Annotated in this window: 14 protein-coding genes and 1 tRNA gene; 7 read left to right on the top strand and 8 right to left on the bottom strand. The window is 65.6% G+C overall.

Annotated features, from left to right (window positions below; genetic code table 11):
* Positions 1 to 123: 123 nt before the first annotated feature.
* The 4 genes from ACIO3R_RS32615 to ACIO3R_RS32600 all read right to left on the bottom strand — a co-directional run bounded on the left by ACIO3R_RS32615 (position 124) and on the right by ACIO3R_RS32600 (position 9,005).
* The gene (locus tag ACIO3R_RS32615) at positions 124 to 1,476 is read right to left on the bottom strand and encodes a hypothetical protein (RefSeq protein WP_402110651.1); all 1,353 of its coding nucleotides are present in this window, start codon (positions 1,474 to 1,476) and stop codon (positions 124 to 126) included.
* Between the two features lie 58 nt (positions 1,477 to 1,534).
* Positions 1,535 to 2,374, bottom strand: a complete 840-nt coding sequence (locus ACIO3R_RS32610) for a hypothetical protein (RefSeq protein ID WP_402110650.1) — start codon at positions 2,372 to 2,374, stop codon at positions 1,535 to 1,537.
* On the bottom strand, positions 2,371 to 7,020 hold the full coding sequence (locus ACIO3R_RS32605) for an AAA domain-containing protein (RefSeq protein ID WP_402110648.1): 4,650 nt from the start codon (positions 7,018 to 7,020) through the stop codon (positions 2,371 to 2,373). Before ACIO3R_RS32605 ends, ACIO3R_RS32610 begins: the two co-directional genes overlap by 4 nt.
* A 554-nt stretch (positions 7,021 to 7,574) precedes the next feature.
* Complete coding sequence (locus ACIO3R_RS32600) at positions 7,575 to 9,005, bottom strand: hypothetical protein (RefSeq protein ID WP_402110646.1); 1,431 nt, start codon at positions 9,003 to 9,005, stop codon at positions 7,575 to 7,577.
* 369 nt (positions 9,006 to 9,374) lie between these two features.
* Here ACIO3R_RS32600 and ACIO3R_RS32595 point away from each other — a divergent pair, with 369 nt between their 5' ends.
* The 5 genes from ACIO3R_RS32595 to ACIO3R_RS32575 all read left to right on the top strand — a co-directional run bounded on the left by ACIO3R_RS32595 (position 9,375) and on the right by ACIO3R_RS32575 (position 12,629).
* Positions 9,375 to 10,244 carry a hypothetical protein gene (locus ACIO3R_RS32595; protein WP_402110644.1) on the top strand — a complete coding sequence of 290 codons (870 nt, stop codon included), beginning with the start codon at positions 9,375 to 9,377 and terminating at the stop codon, positions 10,242 to 10,244.
* Positions 10,193 to 10,924, top strand: coding sequence for an AAA family ATPase (locus ACIO3R_RS32590; RefSeq protein WP_402110643.1), 732 nt, complete (start codon positions 10,193 to 10,195; stop codon positions 10,922 to 10,924). The genes ACIO3R_RS32595 and ACIO3R_RS32590 overlap by 52 nt, the downstream gene beginning before the upstream one ends.
* On the top strand, positions 10,924 to 11,298 hold the full coding sequence (locus ACIO3R_RS32585) for a hypothetical protein (RefSeq protein WP_402110641.1): 375 nt from the start codon (positions 10,924 to 10,926) through the stop codon (positions 11,296 to 11,298). Before ACIO3R_RS32590 ends, ACIO3R_RS32585 begins: the two co-directional genes overlap by 1 nt.
* An 87-nt stretch (positions 11,299 to 11,385) precedes the next feature.
* The gene (locus tag ACIO3R_RS32580) at positions 11,386 to 12,234 is read left to right on the top strand and encodes an IS5 family transposase (RefSeq protein WP_402110639.1); all 849 of its coding nucleotides are present in this window, start codon (positions 11,386 to 11,388) and stop codon (positions 12,232 to 12,234) included.
* Positions 12,231 to 12,629 (top strand): hypothetical protein, encoded by a 399-nt coding sequence (locus ACIO3R_RS32575; protein WP_402110638.1) that lies wholly within the window; start codon positions 12,231 to 12,233, stop codon positions 12,627 to 12,629. Before ACIO3R_RS32580 ends, ACIO3R_RS32575 begins: the two co-directional genes overlap by 4 nt.
* 8 nt (positions 12,630 to 12,637) lie before the next feature.
* On the opposite strand, the gene ACIO3R_RS32570 is transcribed toward ACIO3R_RS32575, so the two are convergent.
* Positions 12,638 to 12,811 (bottom strand): hypothetical protein, encoded by a 174-nt coding sequence (locus ACIO3R_RS32570; RefSeq protein WP_402110637.1) that lies wholly within the window; start codon positions 12,809 to 12,811, stop codon positions 12,638 to 12,640.
* 333 nt (positions 12,812 to 13,144) lie between these two features.
* On the bottom strand, positions 13,145 to 13,804 hold the full coding sequence (locus ACIO3R_RS32565; RefSeq protein WP_402110636.1) for a hypothetical protein: 660 nt from the start codon (positions 13,802 to 13,804) through the stop codon (positions 13,145 to 13,147).
* A gap of 305 nt (positions 13,805 to 14,109) precedes the next feature.
* Between ACIO3R_RS32565 and ACIO3R_RS32560 the strand changes: the two genes are divergently transcribed.
* Positions 14,110 to 14,892: a hypothetical protein gene (locus ACIO3R_RS32560; protein WP_402110634.1), complete on the top strand. Its 783-nt coding sequence runs from the start codon at positions 14,110 to 14,112 to the stop codon at positions 14,890 to 14,892.
* A 191-nt stretch (positions 14,893 to 15,083) separates the two neighbouring features.
* On the opposite strand, the gene ACIO3R_RS32555 is transcribed toward ACIO3R_RS32560, so the two are convergent.
* Positions 15,084 to 15,157, bottom strand: a tRNA-Pro gene (locus ACIO3R_RS32555).
* 158 nt (positions 15,158 to 15,315) lie between these two features.
* Positions 15,316 to 16,257 carry a metallophosphoesterase gene (locus ACIO3R_RS32550; RefSeq protein ID WP_385039249.1) on the bottom strand — a complete coding sequence of 314 codons (942 nt, stop codon included), beginning with the start codon at positions 16,255 to 16,257 and terminating at the stop codon, positions 15,316 to 15,318.
* A 79-nt stretch (positions 16,258 to 16,336) separates the two neighbouring features.
* Here ACIO3R_RS32550 and ACIO3R_RS32545 point away from each other — a divergent pair, with 79 nt between their 5' ends.
* Positions 16,337 to 16,801 carry a GatB/YqeY domain-containing protein gene (locus ACIO3R_RS32545; protein WP_402110632.1) on the top strand — a complete coding sequence of 155 codons (465 nt, stop codon included), beginning with the start codon at positions 16,337 to 16,339 and terminating at the stop codon, positions 16,799 to 16,801.
* Positions 16,802 to 16,834 lie beyond the last annotated feature (33 nt).

Below are 16,834 nucleotides of genomic sequence, written 5' to 3'. Positions count from 1 at the left end.
CGGGCGGGGCCAGCACCTGGGCGGACAGCGTTTTGCCTGGTCAGAGGTTTGGCCCCGGTCGGTGTGCCGTGGTGTCGCGGGGTCTTCGGGGGCGGGTCGGCTCCCAAATGGCTCCCAGGTTCCTCAGGAGGTCAGCACCCTCATGGCGAGCACAGATCCGTCAGGATTCATCGAGACGGGTCCGCGCCACCTGCTGTCCCATGTGCCGACGGGCCAGGCATTTCGTCGGGCGTAGACCTCGCGGCGATACTGCTCCACCCTGCCTTCTTCGAGGTGACGGAAGAGGGCTTCAGCGACCCCGGAGAACGCCTCAACACGTGTTCTGTTCAGCCGAAAGACATGGTCTGTGCCGACGAACTGAATACCGAGGAGCTTCTCTCGCGCATCCTGAACACTGCCTGTCGCCGCGTGCGCGAAGCCGGCGAAGTGACGACTGCCCTGCCGCTTGGTCAGGTACTGGACTGTGGCCTCGCCGTCGCCGGCGAAGGCGGTCAGTCCAGCGGCTTCGGTGCGTGCGAGGACATGCCGGAACCAATCGCGTCGATCAGGCGTGACGTGGAAGCCGGGCTCCGCCTGTGGTGTCCTGTCGTCCTCGGCTGGCTGCTGGATCCCAGGGAAGAAGTTCGCGTCCTGGATGAAATGATCCAGGTTCCTGTTGCTGTGTTCCGCCGAGTGATTCAGTCGGCCGTCCCTTCCGGTGGAATGCAGGGCGTGGATGGTGAGGGGACCCTCCACGGGTAGCTCCGTGCTGAATACCAGGCTCGGCGTCTCGTTCCACGATCCGATGTGCACCGCCTCCACGTGCGCTGAGGCGGAGGCGAGCTGGTCGTGAGACACGGTGGCATTGCTGTGGTTGCCCTTGGACTCGATCGGGAAAACCCGCGACGGCTCTCCGGGTTTCCAGACCTCGGCGAAGAACCGCGGACGGTACCGGTAGCCAGCTCGGGGCCCCTTGTCCCTGCTGGTCAGAGCCCAGCCTGCTCGCAAGGCCGTGTCGGCCGGAATGATCGAAACGATGTGCTGGGGATAACGACGACTCAAGACCTGCTTGGCCAGCGCGAGAGCGAAGCCGATCCCGAGTTCGTCGGACTGGAGCGCCTTGTAGTAGTCCGCTGTCTCGCGTCCCTCGGCAGAGAGCTTCATGTAGGCGTCCGAACCCCCGGTCAGGGCTTGGCTGTACTTCAGGCTTCCCCAGTGCTCAGCGAGTCCGCGACCTGCCCCTCGCCGGGCGAGAGCGACGGCCCGCCCCAGCGTGTGGAGCACTTCCCAGGGGGTCAGACGGAGAGAGCTAACCTCCTTCGCGGCTATTGACTGGAGTTTCGGCTTGCGCCGCAGGGCGTCGAGTTCCTTCTCCTTCCTCTTCTCGTCCTCTGCGGCGCCCGCCGCTTCCACGCTGCCGATGAGCGCCATGCTGGAGTGGGTCGCGACGTTCGATGGCTGCGACAGCTCCGTCAGTACGTCTGCTGCATTCTTCAACTTGCTTCCCCTGACCGATCGCACGAGTGCTGCAGGACAACGTCACGGCTGCGTGGGGTCAGGGTGCTTCGGGCTGTGATCCGGCAAGGTCGTTCAGGACCGCGTTGACCACCGGCCAGCACATGTCCAGCGTGTCCCGGTCCGGGGCGTGGGCTTCGCGGATTTCGGCGCGCGGATGGACGAAGTTGCGGTACTTGCGAAGCTCGTGGCAGAAGCGTTCGACGTCGGCGCCGATCCAGCCAGCGTCGTGGCAGGTCTTGATCAGCGTGTCCAGGCTTACCTTGTCCGGAGACGTCCTGCCGAGCAGCGAGGTGTTGCGCTCCTGGACCACATGAACGAGGACACCTTCGAGGAGGCTGCCGAGCATGATGATGGCAGCAACGTGAGCACCGTTGGCGTAGCAGGTGCGGGCCTCGTCCAAGCGGTGCTGGAGGAGACTTGCCATGATCTCGTTCTTGATCAGATCCGTCATGGTTGCTTTGAGTTCGACCGGCCCCTGACTTCCCGGGTAGTTGAGAGAGGGGTCGCAGGCGACGAGACGGGGCCGGCCGCCGGGGTTCTCCAGGCGAGCTCCTTCGTGGACGAGGAAGGCATTGACGGCAGAGACCACGGCAGGGAGCTGCTCAGGCTCGTCGAAGTATTCGCGTGGGTCGGCGAGCCGGAGCAGGACCTTCTCCAGGTCAGTCGGGTCCTCTCGACGCTCGGAGAGCCGGGCGAGCGTCCACTCCCTGCGATACTCACCGTCGTACTCCGGCACGCTCTGCCAGCCAGCGTGCTCCAGGAAGCGCGCGATCTCGAAGCCCTTCCGGTAATAGAGGTGTTCGTCGCCGCAGATGACGCGAGCCAGTTCCTCCAGGGTGTTGCCGTCCAGGATGCCGATGGGGGGCTGCGGGGTCATGCTGTGCCTTCCATGCTGTCGTTGGTCTCGTCGACTTCTGTCGTGTCGAGGGCGGCTACTGGATCGGTTGCGTCGGGATGGTCGGGGTCTTCCGCCGAGTCCTCAGCCAGCCCTTCGTCAGAGGAGAGGTCGAGCGGAGTCCACTGCCTGCCGGAGGATGCAGGGGCCGACGGGGACGCGTCATCGGTGGCACGGTAGGTAGCCGGACGGATGCCCAGGCGGTTCAGCTCATCCCACAGACCGGATAGGGCCTGGCCGGGATCGAAGCGGAACTCGCTCTCGCGAATACGCCAGAAAATCCAGCCCACCCGTTGGAGTTCACGATCACGTTGCTCGTCGTGCCGGATCTGTTCAGGTGTCGAGTGGTACCGGTCACCGTCGCACTCCACGGCCAGACGCCCGCGCGCGCCTACGACGACGAGGTCGATGCGTTTGCTTCCTGCCGGGCACTGAGGGATCACGTGATACCCGCGAGCCTTCAGGCGTAGGTAGACGTGCTGCTCGAAGAGCGATTCGAACGGCTTCTGGGGTACCTCGCTCGACACCTCTCCGATGTCGTCGGTGTCAGCCAGCGCGGCCGGCGGATTCTCCATGTAGGCAAGTAGGTTGAGCCGCAGGTCTCCCTGCTTGAGGCGATCGGGCGGAACCGAGTAGAAGAGCCACATCTGGTCCTGGGCTCGGGACGCCGCGACGTTGTAAGCCTGCCGCTCGCTGCGCGCCCCGCCCGCGATGCGCGGTGGATCGCTGGCGACCATCGACAACAGGATGACGTGCCGCTCGTCTCCCTGGAACGACGCCGGGTTGCCCACACGGATCTTGTGGCGCTCGCGTACCGGCGCCGGAATGCGAGCGTTGATGAGCTGTTCCAGGAGCTTGACCTGCCCGATCGGTCCTTGGAGGGTGATCACCCCCATGGTCTTGTCCCGGTAGGCGGGGTCCTCCACGAGCCGGGCCAGGCAGTCGACGAGGGCCTCGGCTTCCTTCGGGTTGCGGAGCCGGCTGTCGCGCCCCTGGGCGACGGCTCCCTCGACGAAGTGCGTCACGAGGGGGTCGAGACGCTCGCCGCCGTACTGGCGCAGCGGTTGAAGGTTGTTGTTGTAGAAGGTTTGGGAGGACCAGCCGATGATCTCGGGCATGCACCGGAAGTGCTCCTCCAGCCGGATCACCTTCGGGAAGAATGTGGACAGCAACTGGTAGAGGTTGGTGGCGGGGCCGTAGAGCGTGCGTAGCATCGGCGGCATATCCGGCAGGTGAGAGACGAGCCGGTCATGGATCGCCTGGGTGCGTCCCATGCCGCTGACCGGGGGTGCACACTGCTTGTCGTCCCCGACGACGATCACGCGCGGAGCGAGCCACAGCAGGAACAGAGCGTCCATTCCCGCCTGGCTGGCTTCGTCGACGATGACCACGTCGAACGCGTCCCGTTTGGGTAGCACCGTCTCGGCAACCTGCGAGATGGGCATGACCCACGCGGGTACCGCTCCCTGAGCCGCCCTCATGGCGTCGTGCGCCGCAGCGCGGTAGCGGCCCGCGTTGCGTCCTTTGCCCTTGCCATACGAGGACATATGGTTGCGGTACGCCTGGAGGGCGGATCGCTGCTCCTGAGTCATGCGTTCAAGACAATGCAACCGACCCCAAGTAGCGGCAAGTTCGCCGGTCAGTGACTCCAGGTTTCTCTCGCACTGCGACAGTTCGCCTTCAAGCTGACGCTCGCGCCCCTGCGATCGCTGGCGGCGTACGAAGGCGGAAGCGGCTCCCCAGGCCCACGCCTCGGCCAGTGAGTCCAGTCGAGCCTCCCATGCCGGATCGTCGGGGTTTTGCGTCAGGTGGTCGGCGAGCAGAGGGTGCGCCGCGCGAATGCCCTCCAGAAGCACACCGCACCGGCGGCGGCGATACTCACGCCGATGGGCTTCCCGCAGTGCGTCGAGTTCCTTGGCGTAGCGGTTGGTGTCCTGTTCCCGGACAGCCTGGGCGGCGGACAGTGCTTCTGGGGCGGCGTGCGAGCCTTCAACCGGGGTACGGAGTCGTTCCTCCCAAGCAGCAAGCCGGGCGGTGGCCTCGTCCGCGGTCCGGCGGCTGGAGAGGGCGGACAGCGCGTTCGTGAACTCCTGCCACGCCGTGCGTGATGTGAGGGCGATATGGAGGCCATGACGCACGAGCAGTCGGTCGATGTGCTCACGGGACGCGCCGAACGCGCCTACATGCTTCAGACGGGTGTGGGCTTCGGCCAGTGCGGCCAGACGGATTTCAAGCCGTCCTTCGGGAATGGGAGCTCCGGCCTGGGCCCAGCGCTCGGCGAGCGCAGTAACCGTGGAGTGAGCGCGCAGGTGGGCGAGGACGGCATCGACGTCCTCCAGGGTTTCGGGTGAGTGCCCGCTGACGGTGCACGTGTCCAGAAGGTCCTGAGCAGCCTTCTGAGCCTTCGATGCGAAGAAGCTGCCGCGTTGGCGCAACTTGCCGCCCGAGCTGAGACCCTCGCGCAGGGTGAATCCTCTGGCGAGCATTCCATCGGCTTGGTCGGCGGGGAGCTGCTCGGGCAGGTGGACGCGCTTCATGCCCTGCGCGTCCACCTGTTGCGTGATGGAGTCGAGCTGAGCTTCGGTGTCGGAGACTCGCTGCCATAGTGCGAGGTTGTCGCGGGAGAGCATGTCGGAGAGGGCTTTGGTGATCCACTTGTCCGTATCCCACTGTCTGGCCGACGGCGGCAGGCCGAGGTGGTGAAGGGCCGTGCGGCAGTCACCCGCCAGCGAGGTGAGTTCGTCGGTGACGGAGGTGTCGAGCCGGGCGAGGCCGTCGCGGATCAGAATCTCCTCGGCGGACAGACCATCGTCAGTGACGCGGCTAGTCGCGAGTGCACTGGCCAGGTCTTGCGGGGAGGGAAGGGCGTCCGGATCAGGCAGAGTGCCCTCCGCACGCAGCTCGGCGGCACCGTCGCGCAACAGACTGAGCAGTTCTCCCGCCTGAGCGGGAGACAGCGGTGGAACGGAGGCGGCCTGCCCTTGGTCCGGAACCAAGCCGATCCAGGAGTACCCCTTGGTGCCATCGATGACGCGTTGGACAATTGCGGCGAGGGTGCCGGCGTATCCGGGAGCGACTTCCGGATGGCGATAGACCTCTGCCTCCCGCACCGCGATCACCTGCTCGGTGAGCGCGCTGATCCTGCCCCGCACCTCTTCCCGGCGTGCCGAGAGCCGACGGATCTCGTCCCGCAGCTGTTCGGGGTCGCTGGTCGCGACCTGGTCGGTCAAGGAGTTGATCGTGCGTTCCAGTTCGTCCGCCCCGTCCTGCCGCGCGGAGCTGAGCAGGAGGACGCACAAGTCCCTCACGGCAGGGGGGAGCTTGTCTCGCAGTACCGTCAAGGCTTGGTCGCGGGCGCTGGTCACAAGGACTCTCTGCCCTTGGGCCAGCAGGGCGGAGACCAGGTTGGCGATCGTGTGGGTCTTGCCGGTGCCAGGTGGCCCCTGCACCACTACCCCCGTGTCGTGCTCCAGCCGCCGCAGTACACTCCGCTGCCGTTCGTTTGTCTTTCCGGGGAAGAGCGGGTCGTCTCCGAACAAAGGTGGGATCTCGCGACCGTCCCAGTTCGAGCGCTGCTCGGAGTTCAGGGGCAGCACCAGCTGAGCCAGCCCCAAGGGCGCGTGCCCTTCGGAGGCCACGCTGTCCGCGATCCGGTCGTAGAAGCTCAACAGAGCATTGCGGTCCCGTGGACGTAGTACGAGCGCCGGAGCGTAAGTGAGTCGCGTGCCTGCTTCGGGCACGCGTGGCGGCTGCCACTCGGCGCTGAATGAGACCGGACGCTGTAGTACCCGGTCCTGCCACTGGGTCAGCTGCTCCAGGACTTCTTGGCCGAGCAAGTGCAGTGACTGAGCGGCGATCTCTTCCGCGAGCGCGGCCGAACGCTCGGGGGCCCAGCCGTCATCGGTGTCGAGGAATGACTGGTCCTCAAGTCGTACGGCCCCTTCGGCCGTGAGCCGGACCACGAGCCTGGCAGTCTTGCGGTCCACCGACGTCTCCACCCGGTGGGTGAGCAAATGGCGGTGGACGGCGTCTCCGCGCGGGTCGCTCCACGTCAAGAGGCCGGTGGCCAGGACGAGTTCGAGTTGGTCGTCCTGCTGGGTCAGCTTCTGGTGCCAGTGATAGACCTGTTCGTACAGCTCCCGGAGCCCCCGTTCCGCACGCTCCCGCTCCGCCCAGCCTCGCCAGCGGGTGAGCCAAGGCCCGTAGGCCCGCAGCACTTCAGCTGCTTGCTCCCTGCGGACGGTGTGGTCCTCCGCTTCCTCTTCCCACTGCTGAGGGCCGTCCGCAGATCGCACGAGCTCCCGCCCCGGCCCTTCGATAGCGAGTGACGGATCGCCGCCGTCCGCGTCCTGGCACGCGTCCGTAGACACCCACCCCTCCAGCACCTCAGGCAGGGGCGGCGGCGCCGTCTGGGGTACGTGGTCGAGCGTGAGCAGCAGTCCGTCGCCCCGGTCCGAGGGACGGCGCACGGAAACGGGCAGGTCGGCGAGCCATAGCCGCTCTCGGGAACGGCGGTCGTCACGCAGACGGTTGTGGCTGCTCTGCACGACCTCCTTGAGGAATCCGATCAGACCAGTGGTCTGTCCAATGACGTCAGGATCGTTTGCGACACGGCGCGGCACGTTCACCCGTTTCCCCTCGGCTGGTGATGAACGCTCCAGGATGAGGTTGCGGGGCAGGAGGGGCAACGCTTCCCGGGAGAATGGCGCGATACACGCGCTGTGTAGGCTTGTTCTACGAGGTGTTACGAAAGGGGCCGCTCTGGTGGATGGTGACCATGAAGGCGGTTCGGCAGATATCGGGACGCTGTCTGCTCTGTTCGCCAACCTCCCCGGGCCGCGGTCGAACGGGGCGGCGACGCGGTCGCGCTTCGCCCCCCATCTCATCGAACCCGGAGATGGCACAGCTCGGAACCGCGCTTGTGGCAGAGGCGGCAATCCAGTCCACTGTCGCGGGGAGGTCATCATCGAGCGTTATGGGCACCACTCTGGGGAGGTGCATGCGAGGGCGGCTGCCGTCGATCTGGGAGTGCTGGACATCGCCGGCGTGAGGAAGCACGTGCCGCCGACTGACGGTGTGAATCAACCTGTTCCAGCTGGTCAGAGCATCGGTCTCCCAAGGGTCTGGTTGACGTCGAAGGGTGTTGGGTCAGGCGGTCAGCTCCCATGCGGCCCCTGACACGTCACAGATCCAAACCTCCTGACGGTTCCTGCCCATAGGTGCGATGGGTGTAGGTCCGGCGTTTGGCCCCTCGGTCGCGTACGCGAGTCTGACGAGCACGGACCGATTCGTCACTGGTCTCGGTGGCCAGCACGACGCTGTGACCAGTACTGATGCGCCGCTTTACCAGTGCGTACAGCTGCTCCCTCGTGGTGCCTACGGTCCCAGCAAGGCCATGCTTGACGAGGTCAATGAACTGTGTGCCCGTGAGGTGCCGTTCCACTTGGTCGTAGCCGAGGATCCGCGCCGTGCTACCTGCCTTCCTGCCCCGTGTGCAGTCGTCTTCGAGTAGCAGCCGAACGTACGAGACAGGTAGGTACATGCCTGGGGTGAGACCTTGGACCGGGCGCTTCTCCGTGTTCCGTGGCCAGTAGGCCAGCTTCAGGAAACAGGGGTCGCCGCCAAGACGCCATTCACTCGGTCGAGCTGGAGGGCTGCTCAGCTGTGCCGTCTCTTCCAGCCGGTCAAGCTGACCTCTCAAGCGCTCGTCCACGTAGATGGATCGGGTATCTGGATGGAGGCGCTTGTACTGGACGAATACGAAGCTCTTGGTGGGCTCGTGGTAGTAGAGCATGTCAGTGCCGAGGCGAGACTCCACCGGCGTGGCGTTGACGTTGACCACTTCGAGCCGTCGACCCGATGCGTCGTGGAGCACATGGATGTCGCATCGGACGCCGTTGCCTTGCTGCCACTCGCTGAACATGCCGAATGCATCTCCAGCGACACGCACGTCATAGTCGATGAGGCTGTGCTCGACCGGCTGAGGAATCAGCCCCGCAGTGTATGGATCGTCTCCTGATGGTGGGCGGCGCCAGGCGGCGAGCGCGGAGAGGGGGAAGTCGGCAATGCGCAGCAGGCTTCCTGTGGCATCGCGTTGCTCTTGCCAGGAGCGGTCGGCCGAATTGTCCTCGAACACAGGGGGATCGGCTTGGGCGAGCAGCCAGTCAAGGAGGCTACCCAGCTCTGGAAACCTTGCGCGCAGCGCACGCTCCAGGGCCTGCCACACGGCGTTGCTGCAGGCGCCGACCATGCCCAGTGGAGCCGCGAGGTCGAACTCACGGCGTAGGTGCTCCGGGATGTCGCTGAGTATGCCGTCGCTACCATCGAGTGGGATAGCCGCCATGCACTCGCGGAGCGGATCGACGGTGATGCTCTTATCGACCGCCCCCACGGTGCCATGACGAGCGGCTATCCCTACCCAGGCAAGCCACCGTGAGCGCGCCCCGCCTGTTTCGGAGAGGGCCTCGCCGACCAGGAGAACAATGGGTGGCCCATCGAGTGCCGCATCGATACTCAGGCTCTTGGGGCGGGACTTGGTGAACCGCTGTTCGATCCTGAACTTCTCAAGGTTGGCGACGAGTTCGTCCGAGCTCAAGTTCACGATGAAGGCCACGCTCGGAGCCTATCTCGGCAGTCTTTGCGACGGCCCTCGTTCGAATGACTCACCTGCCGCATCACGTCGATGGGCAGTCGTTGGATCCTCACTTCACCGACCGTTGAAAGCCGGCTTCCGAGGTTGGCCCACGAATGATGAATCAGGGCACGGCTGCACGAGGTCAGTTGAGAAGGGGTGCGGCCTCTCGAATCCCACCGCGCTGGTCTGCCTGTGACCTTGGGAGTCGGCCCCACTCACCCCGGGGTCGACGGACCTCTTTGTCCCCTCTTTGGGCTGGGAAGGGACGTTGCGCAAGTGGCGCGGTAGGGTGCGCATCCAGCGCCGCTGATGTGCGCACACCCGCCGCCAACCACGGAGGCCCGACGCGTGCAGGTCATCGTCCAGCACTATGGCAGTCCCGTGCCCAGCGGCTCCGAAGCCTTGGTGCTGGAGGTCGACGACTGGGACGATTTCGGCTACCGCACCTCCTACCACCTTTGGTATCGGACACCGACAGACACCTGGAACCTGGGCCCTGTGAAAATCGCGGTGCCCAGACAGAAGGCAGGCGCGGCCCCCTTCGAGCGCGGGCGCTTCGACGATGGGCTGCCCGGCGAGTTCTTCTCGCTCGGCCAGTCCGACAGTTACTACGACGAGATCAGCAAACTCGGTGGTGGCAAGCGCGCCGAAATCCTTGAAGCCCTCTGCGACCTGGCCTACTTTCCCAACCGGCTCCAGGATGTGAAGCGACACCGGGTGACAGAGGTCTCGCTCCTGCGAAGCGTGGAGGAGCAGACAGTCAGGGCGCAGTTCAACCGCATCGCACGGGGCGGAGTCCGGCTGACCGAATACCGATTCCGATACAACGCACCTGGGCAGGCCACGAATGGTGTCGACTTCCAGGTAGTCCCGGAGTCCAGTCCGTCCAGCAATGTCCACGTCCTTATCGGTCGAAACGGAGTTGGTAAGACGACGCTGCTGCGCAACCTTGCCGGCGCAGTCGCCCACCCCGATCTGGACGGCCGCTTCGGAAGCGTTGACATGCTCCCACGCCTGCCTCGGAGGCCGGTGAGCAGTTCGCCAACGTCGTCTCTGTCACCTTCAGCGCCTTCGACCCGTTCGTCGACATCGAAGCCCTTGCCCCTGACGCTGAGAACGCTTCGCCCCGGGCGGCGTCATATGCCTACGTTGGACTTCGAAGTGGGGTGGTCCACGACTTCGCCGCCGAAGATCGCACCACCCTGCACGATCGACTGAGGCAAGACTTCAACGCGTCCCTTACCGAGATCTTCACGTCGCGCGCTCTGACGGACTGGCGTGAAGCAATGCTGCTGCTGAGCCGGGATCCACAATTCGCCGAATCCGGCATCGCAGCATTCGCCCGCGACATACGCGCTGGCATGAGACTGCGCTCCAGCCAGGTTGAGGACCTGACCTCTGAGTTTTCGCGCCTGAGTTCGGGGCACGCGATCGTGGCGCTGACGATGACGCAGCTCGTCCACAGTGTGGCCGAGCAGTCGCTCGTTCTCCTAGATGAGCCCGAAGCGCATCTCCATCCGCCACTGCTGGCCTCCTTCATGCAGGCCCTGTCGAAGCTGCTCACCGACCGCAACGGTGTGGCCGTCGTGGCCACTCACTCGCCCGTGGTCCTGCAGACAGCCCCGCGTTCATGCGTCTACAAGCTGATCCGCCACGGGGAAACCAGCCGCTTTGAGCGACCCCAGGTTGAAACTTACGGGGAGAACGTGGGTGCGCTGACGCACGAGGTGTTCGGGCTGGAGGTGATGCATTCCGGCTTCTATGCGGAGATCACCAAGGCCGTCACACGAATGGATTCCTATGAACAAGTGCTGACCCACTTCGGTGGACAGCTGGGCAGTGAAGCGAGGGGGCTGGTCCGCATCCGCCTCGCGGAGAAGACGAACAGGGCCGTGTGATGTGGTCCCTGAAGATTCCGCTGATCAAGGCAGCGGACAGCTACAGGGCGTGCGTCGCCACCAGTACTACGGAGGGCGACCGCCGCGAGAACCTACTGAACGCCTCCGACACGGTACGGAATGCAGGCCAGAGGCTGCGGCAGGCCGCTTCCGGCAAGTCTCTGCACGACCTGATCGACAAGCACTTCTCCGTACCTGGAATCGACGCTGAGCACTTCGTGCAGTGGGTCTATGGAAACGGCATGAAGACTGTCGCCGGCGCCAAGATCCGCGGGCAGTTGATGGCTGCTCCACCCTACGAACGGTGCCCGCTGTGCCGACAGGTAACCGTCTACCAGCTCGACCACTTCATGCCTAAGTGGGCGGTTCGTTAGTCTTTGAGAGGTTTTGCTGTCGCCTGATGGTGTGGTGGTGGGGCGGAACCTGCCGACCCACGGTCGTTGATCTGGTGATGTGACCAGGTGAGTGAACGCAAGCCGTATCCGAGTGACGTATCGGACGAGCAGTGGTCGTTGATCGAGCCGGTGATCACCGCGTGGAAGGGCCGGCATCGGTCGGTCAGCGGGCATCAGGGTGCCTACGACATGCGAGAGATCGTGAACGCGATCGTGTACCAGGGACGAACCGGCTGCCAGTGGGCCTACCTACCGCATGACCTGCCGCAGAAGAGCGCGACCTACTACTACTTCGCCGCATGGCGGGACGACGGGACCGACCATGTCATCCACGAACTCCTGCGGTGCCAGGTCCGCGAACGCGCCCGGCGATTAGAGGACCCGGCCCTGGTGGTTCTGGACACGCAGAGTGTCCATGTGGCCGCCGGGGTTCCCGCCGACACGAGCGGCCATGACCCGGCCAAGCGGGTGCCCGGCCGCAAGCGGGGATTGGCGGTGGATGTCCTCGGACTGGTCATCGCGGTCGTCGGCCTGGCCGCGAACACCCACGACAACGCGGCGGGCATCGCCCTGCTGGACCAGGTCGCCGAACAGACCGGCGGAACAGTCCGCAAAGCTCTCGTCGACCAGGGCTTCAAGAATCAGGTCGTCGCGCACGGCGCCGGCCTGGGCATCGACGTCGAGATCGTCGCCCGCGACCCGCAGATCAAGGGATTCGTGCCGCAGCCGAAACGTTGGAGGGTCGAGCAGACCTACGGAACCCTGATACTGCACCAGCGCCTGGTCCGCGACTACGAGCACCATCCCTTCTCCTCCGCCTCACGCGTCTACTGGGCCATGACCCACGTCATGACCCGCCGGCTCACCGGCACGAACACCCCCACCTGGCGCGAGGCACAGACGGTCGCAGCATGAACATCCAGCCCTTGCTCGAAGCCCTGGAACTGCAGGAACAAGCTGCCCGGGTTCTGGCCGACGACCTCCGTGAACAGATCGACGGCCTGCAGAACCGGCTGCGGGAGGCCGAGACCCATCTGGAGCATCTCGCGATCACCCGCACCACCGTCACCAGCCTCGCCGACCGGCTTCCCGCTGCCCCACCGGACCTGCCCGAGCACCCGGACTACCCCCGCATCCTCGACGCCTTCAACCACGCGGCCGGACCACGACGGGCGAGGGACGTCTGCCAAGCCCTCGGCCACGAGCTGCTGCCGAAGAACGTCGAAGGCACCCGCGCCAAGCTGAAACGCCTGGTCAAGCTCGACATCCTCACCGAGGTCGACACCGGCATCTTCGCGAGAAGGCCATAGCCGGACACCTATGGCCAGCAATCACTGGCCACAATCTGCTGTGCGTACTTGTTCTCCGGGTCGATGTCTTGGATCACCTTCAGGGCTTCATGCATCCGCTCCGTCTCGCACATCAGCCGGACAAGGACGTACAGGGCGTCACGGTCACCGTCTTCGGCGCGCTCGCGCAGCGCGGACTCCATACCTCGCTCCCGAAGCGACCTGTTGAGTCTCCGAAGTGCGTGGCGATCCCTGAGGGCGAGCTCCGTAAGTTCTGGAATCCGTTCCGCTCGGACCAACAGATCCATGTGCCACAGATGATTGTCGTGCCTGTCCGGATCATCGGAGAAGCACTCGGCATGGGCGCTTACCAGCGTGATCGCTGCGTCCCAATCCTGAAGTTGCTCCGCAGCTCGAGCTCGCTCCAACCAGTCCACAGGCCGATTATCGCCCGTTGCCCCAGCGAACAGCAACGGACAGCACCTTGAAGCAACCCCTGCGGAGTGCCCTTCAGGGCAAGTCGCGGTCAAAACCTCTCAAACCGCCCTCTCAAAGGCACTGTGGTCTGCGGTGACCGCCGCGACCACGTCCTCAACGTCGGTGATCACGCGGCTACGAGCCAGGCGAATCCGATTCCACTCGGTGTCGTCCTCGCCGGTCACCCTGAGCAGGCCGAGAACGAAATCACCCCTCTCCTGCCCCGTGTGCTTGAGGTGGTACCCCTCGGGGGCGCATTGCCGCGCAGCATCGAATGCTCGCCGGTAGCGGGCCCGCTCCCCGTCGCTCGGGTTCGGGATACGGAGGAAGCGGCCGGCCTCCTGCACTTGGGTGATCAGGGCCGCGCCAATCAAGGCCGGTGAGGGACGCGAGGGCTTCGCAGCCGCAGACGAGGGCGCTGTCTGTCGGCTGGGAGGGCCAGCCTGTGGTGTCAGCTTGGGGGCCGCCGAACGCTGCCTGCGTGTCGTCCGCTCCGGCCGGTCCGGGTGGTGCCCGTGCTCCAAGTAGAAACGACCGTCGTTGGTGATGTCCGCCTGCCACCTCCCGCCCTGCTTCGGCATGATGATCAAGCCCCGCCCCTTGAGGGCGTGAGCGGTGGCGGCAAGTTCCGGGCTGTCTGAGGTAACAGGTTCCGTCCCCTCCCCAATGCGGGTGAGCAGGACCAGCTGGCGATCATTGAGTGGCGACCAACGGTGCATGGCACGGTCGTACCGTGTGTGCTCGCGTCAGCACAACCTGTATCAAAAAATTCGCTCAGGTTCCCTACGAGGGGTTCCTGTGGGATCAATTCGCCTGAATGCGGCCTGGCGCTTGTGAGCGTGGCAGGCGCGATGCGCACGACAAGGCGTTTCACGACTTTACGCCTTCCTCGCTATGAACCGGACCAAGACTGAGTGACCCGGTTCAAACGAAGGAAGGGAACCTTATGCAGAAGCAAGCAGTGCAAGTCGCACCCGAGGGAACCCATGGGAAGGGCAGGATCCGAGCACATGACGCCTGGGCATTGGAACTGCCGGTACTGCTGGATGCGATGAACACACAGGCAGTCGAGATCGACCTCGGGCAGCACGGCATGCAGGCTGCATTGGCCGTCCTTCCAGACCGGATCTGCGTGCTGGTGCGCCCCGGCCTCAGCGAGCAAGAACTGTCGGTTGCCATCCGGTCGCTTCTCGCTCGATACATTCACCGTCCCTTCCCTCACCTTGTCCTCTGGCCACAGCGAGAAGGTCACGGTGTAGTGGTGAAGGAGCCGAGCGACGTGTTGGCGAACTTGGTGCTGGGAGACCTGCCGGACGCGACGGTCGATGTCCTCCATCTCTACAAGGATGGAAACTGGGCGCCGAAGGACGGGTGGCGGAGCGACGAAGAGGTCCTCACGGAGCTCCTGAAGCTTGCTGCCGTCGACATGAAGGGCGTAGTGGAGGACATCCCTGAGGAGATGTACCCGCTACCCGACGGGCTGGGTGCCGTCGTCTCCGCCGGCTACGACAGTGAAGGGCTGGCACACCCGCTGGTGTTCCTTCGAGGTGACCTGGCCGTCGGCCTGCGCGTCGATCTCCTCGGCTTCTGCCTCGCGCTGGCCGCCGGCACCGAGCACGAGCGCCGGGAGCCGGACGAGAACGGTTTGTTCTATGTCGGCACGGATGCGGGACCGGTGTGTGGCCCGGGGACAGCGCTCCTCGGCGCTCTCATGGTCCAGCGCTTGGGGCGGCGTCCGGGAGACTGCGCTTTCAGGCTCCTCGACCCGCCGGAGGATTCCGCCCCAGGGGTGGAGTCCGCTGCTTGAACGCGGGGAGGCTCTGCCGGGCGTCCGTCCCGTAAGTGTTTCGTCGAGGTTCTGCTCGGCAGTCTCAATGGCGGCTCCCTGGGAGCCGGATTCTGAGATCGGCTCCCAAGCGGCGCCCAAGACGCCCCCGGAAACCACTCAGGGGCCTGATCCACCAAGTGGATCAGGCCCCTGACCTGGTCTTACGGCTGTCGGGGTGGCGGGATTTGAACCCACGACCTCTTCGTCCCGAACGAAGCGCGCTGCCAAGCTGCGCTACACCCCGATCGTCGTCGGTGTCCCGGCGACATCGATTACTTTAGCCCACCGGCGGCCGGAGACGAAATCCGGTTTTTGTGCCGATGGGGGTGGGGGTGAGCGGTACCGGGGTGGGGTACGTGGGTACGTTTCCAGGGCTCGGGCGAGGGGATGGTGGACGAGCGGCTACGCGTCCCGGGCCGTCAGGGTCAGCAGGGTCGCCTCGGGGGGGCAGGCGAAGCGGACCGGGGTGTAGCGGTTGGTGCCGCAGCCGGCCGAGACGTGGAGGTAGGCGCGGTTGCCGTCGACCGAGTGGGAGGAGAGGCCCTTCACCCGGTCCGTGTCCAGGTCGCAGTTGGTGACCAGGGCTCCGTAGAAGGGGATGCAGAGCTGGCCGCCGTGGGTGTGGCCGGCCAGGATGAGCGGGTAGCCGTCCGAGGTGAAGGCGTCCAGGGATCGCAGGTAGGGGGCGTGGACCACGCCGATGGAGAGGTCGGCGCCCGACTCGGGGCCGCCCGAGACCTCCGCGTAGCGGTCGCGCTTGATGTGCGGGTCGTCCAGGCCGGTGAAGGCCAGCTCCAGGCCGTCGAGCTTGAGGCGGCCGCGCGTGTTGGTCAGGTTCAGCCAGCCCGCCTCGTCGAAGGCGTCCCGCATCGGTTCCCACGGGTTGTGGACGACGCCGACCGCCGGGGCGTTCCCGTTGAGGCCGTGCTTGCCCGCGGTCTTCTCGAAGAGGTAGCGGGCGGGGTTGCGGAGCTTGGGGCCGTAGTAGTCGTTGGAGCCGAACACGTAGACACCCGGGAGCTCCATCAGGGGTCCGAGCGCGTCGAGCAGTTCCGGTACGGCCTCCGGGTCGGAGAGGTTGTCGCCGGTGTTCACGACGAAGTCCGGGCGCAGCCCGGCCAGGGACTGCAGCCAGGCGCGCTTCTTGCGCTGGCCGCTCACCATGTGCACGTCGGAGACCTGGAGCACGCGCAACGGACGTGCTCCGTGCGGGAGTACGGGGATCGTGACCCTTCGCAGGCGGAACGAGCGGGCCTCGAACCCGGCCGCGTAGGCGAGGCCGACGGCGCCGGCCGCGGCGGTGACCGCCGTGATTTTCAGGGGTACTCCGTAGCGTGCGCGCATACGCCCATCGTCTCAGACAGTGCGTGCCGACAGGAAAACCGGAGGGCGGTGGGTGCCCCGCACCTGCCACAATCACCCCATGACCACGCTCAAGTCCAAGCTCAAGGAAGACCTCACCACGGCCATGAAGGCGCGTGACGAGCTGACCTCGTCCACGCTCCGGCTGACCCTCACCGCGATCACGAAGGAGGAGGTCAGCGGCAAGTCGGCCCGCGAACTCTCCGACGACGAGGTGCAGAAGGTGATCGCCAAGGAGGCGAAGAAGCGCCGCGAGGCGGCCGAGGCCTTTTCCCAGGGCGGCCGGACCGAGCAGGCCGAGCGGGAGAAGAAGGAGGGCGAGCTGCTCGACGCCTACCTCCCGCAGCAGCTGAGCGACGACGAGCTGGCCGCGATCGTGGCGTCCGCCGTCGACGAGGCGAAGGCCGGCGGCGCCGAGGGGTCCCGCGCGATGGGTGCCGTGATGAAGATCGTGAACCCGAAGGTCGCGGGGCGCGCGGAGGGCGGCCGGGTCGCCGCTCTCGTCAAGAAGCTCCTCGCGGGCTGAGGCGGCCGCCGCGGAATCCGTTACGGGCAGCGG

This window comes from Streptomyces sp. NPDC087428 (genome assembly GCF_044744085.1).
Classification (GTDB): domain Bacteria; phylum Actinomycetota; class Actinomycetes; order Streptomycetales; family Streptomycetaceae; genus Streptomyces.
This window is presented reverse-complemented; position numbering and strand designations above follow the sequence as displayed.

Coding starts and splice junctions, on each gene's coding strand:
- ACIO3R_RS32585 (WP_402110641.1), top strand. CDS start 10,924: ATGTGGTCCCTGAAGATTCCGCTGATCAAGGCAGCGGACAGCTACAGG.
- ACIO3R_RS32575 (WP_402110638.1), top strand. CDS start 12,231: ATGAACATCCAGCCCTTGCTCGAAGCCCTGGAACTGCAGGAACAAGCT.
- ACIO3R_RS32550 (WP_385039249.1), bottom strand. CDS start 16,257: ATGCGCGCACGCTACGGAGTACCCCTGAAAATCACGGCGGTCACCGCC.
- ACIO3R_RS32565 (WP_402110636.1), bottom strand. CDS start 13,804: ATGCACCGTTGGTCGCCACTCAATGATCGCCAGCTGGTCCTGCTCACC.
- ACIO3R_RS32545 (WP_402110632.1), top strand. CDS start 16,337: ATGACCACGCTCAAGTCCAAGCTCAAGGAAGACCTCACCACGGCCATG.
- ACIO3R_RS32570 (WP_402110637.1), bottom strand. CDS start 12,811: ATGGAGTCCGCGCTGCGCGAGCGCGCCGAAGACGGTGACCGTGACGCC.
- ACIO3R_RS32610 (WP_402110650.1), bottom strand. CDS start 2,374: ATGACCCCGCAGCCCCCCATCGGCATCCTGGACGGCAACACCCTGGAG.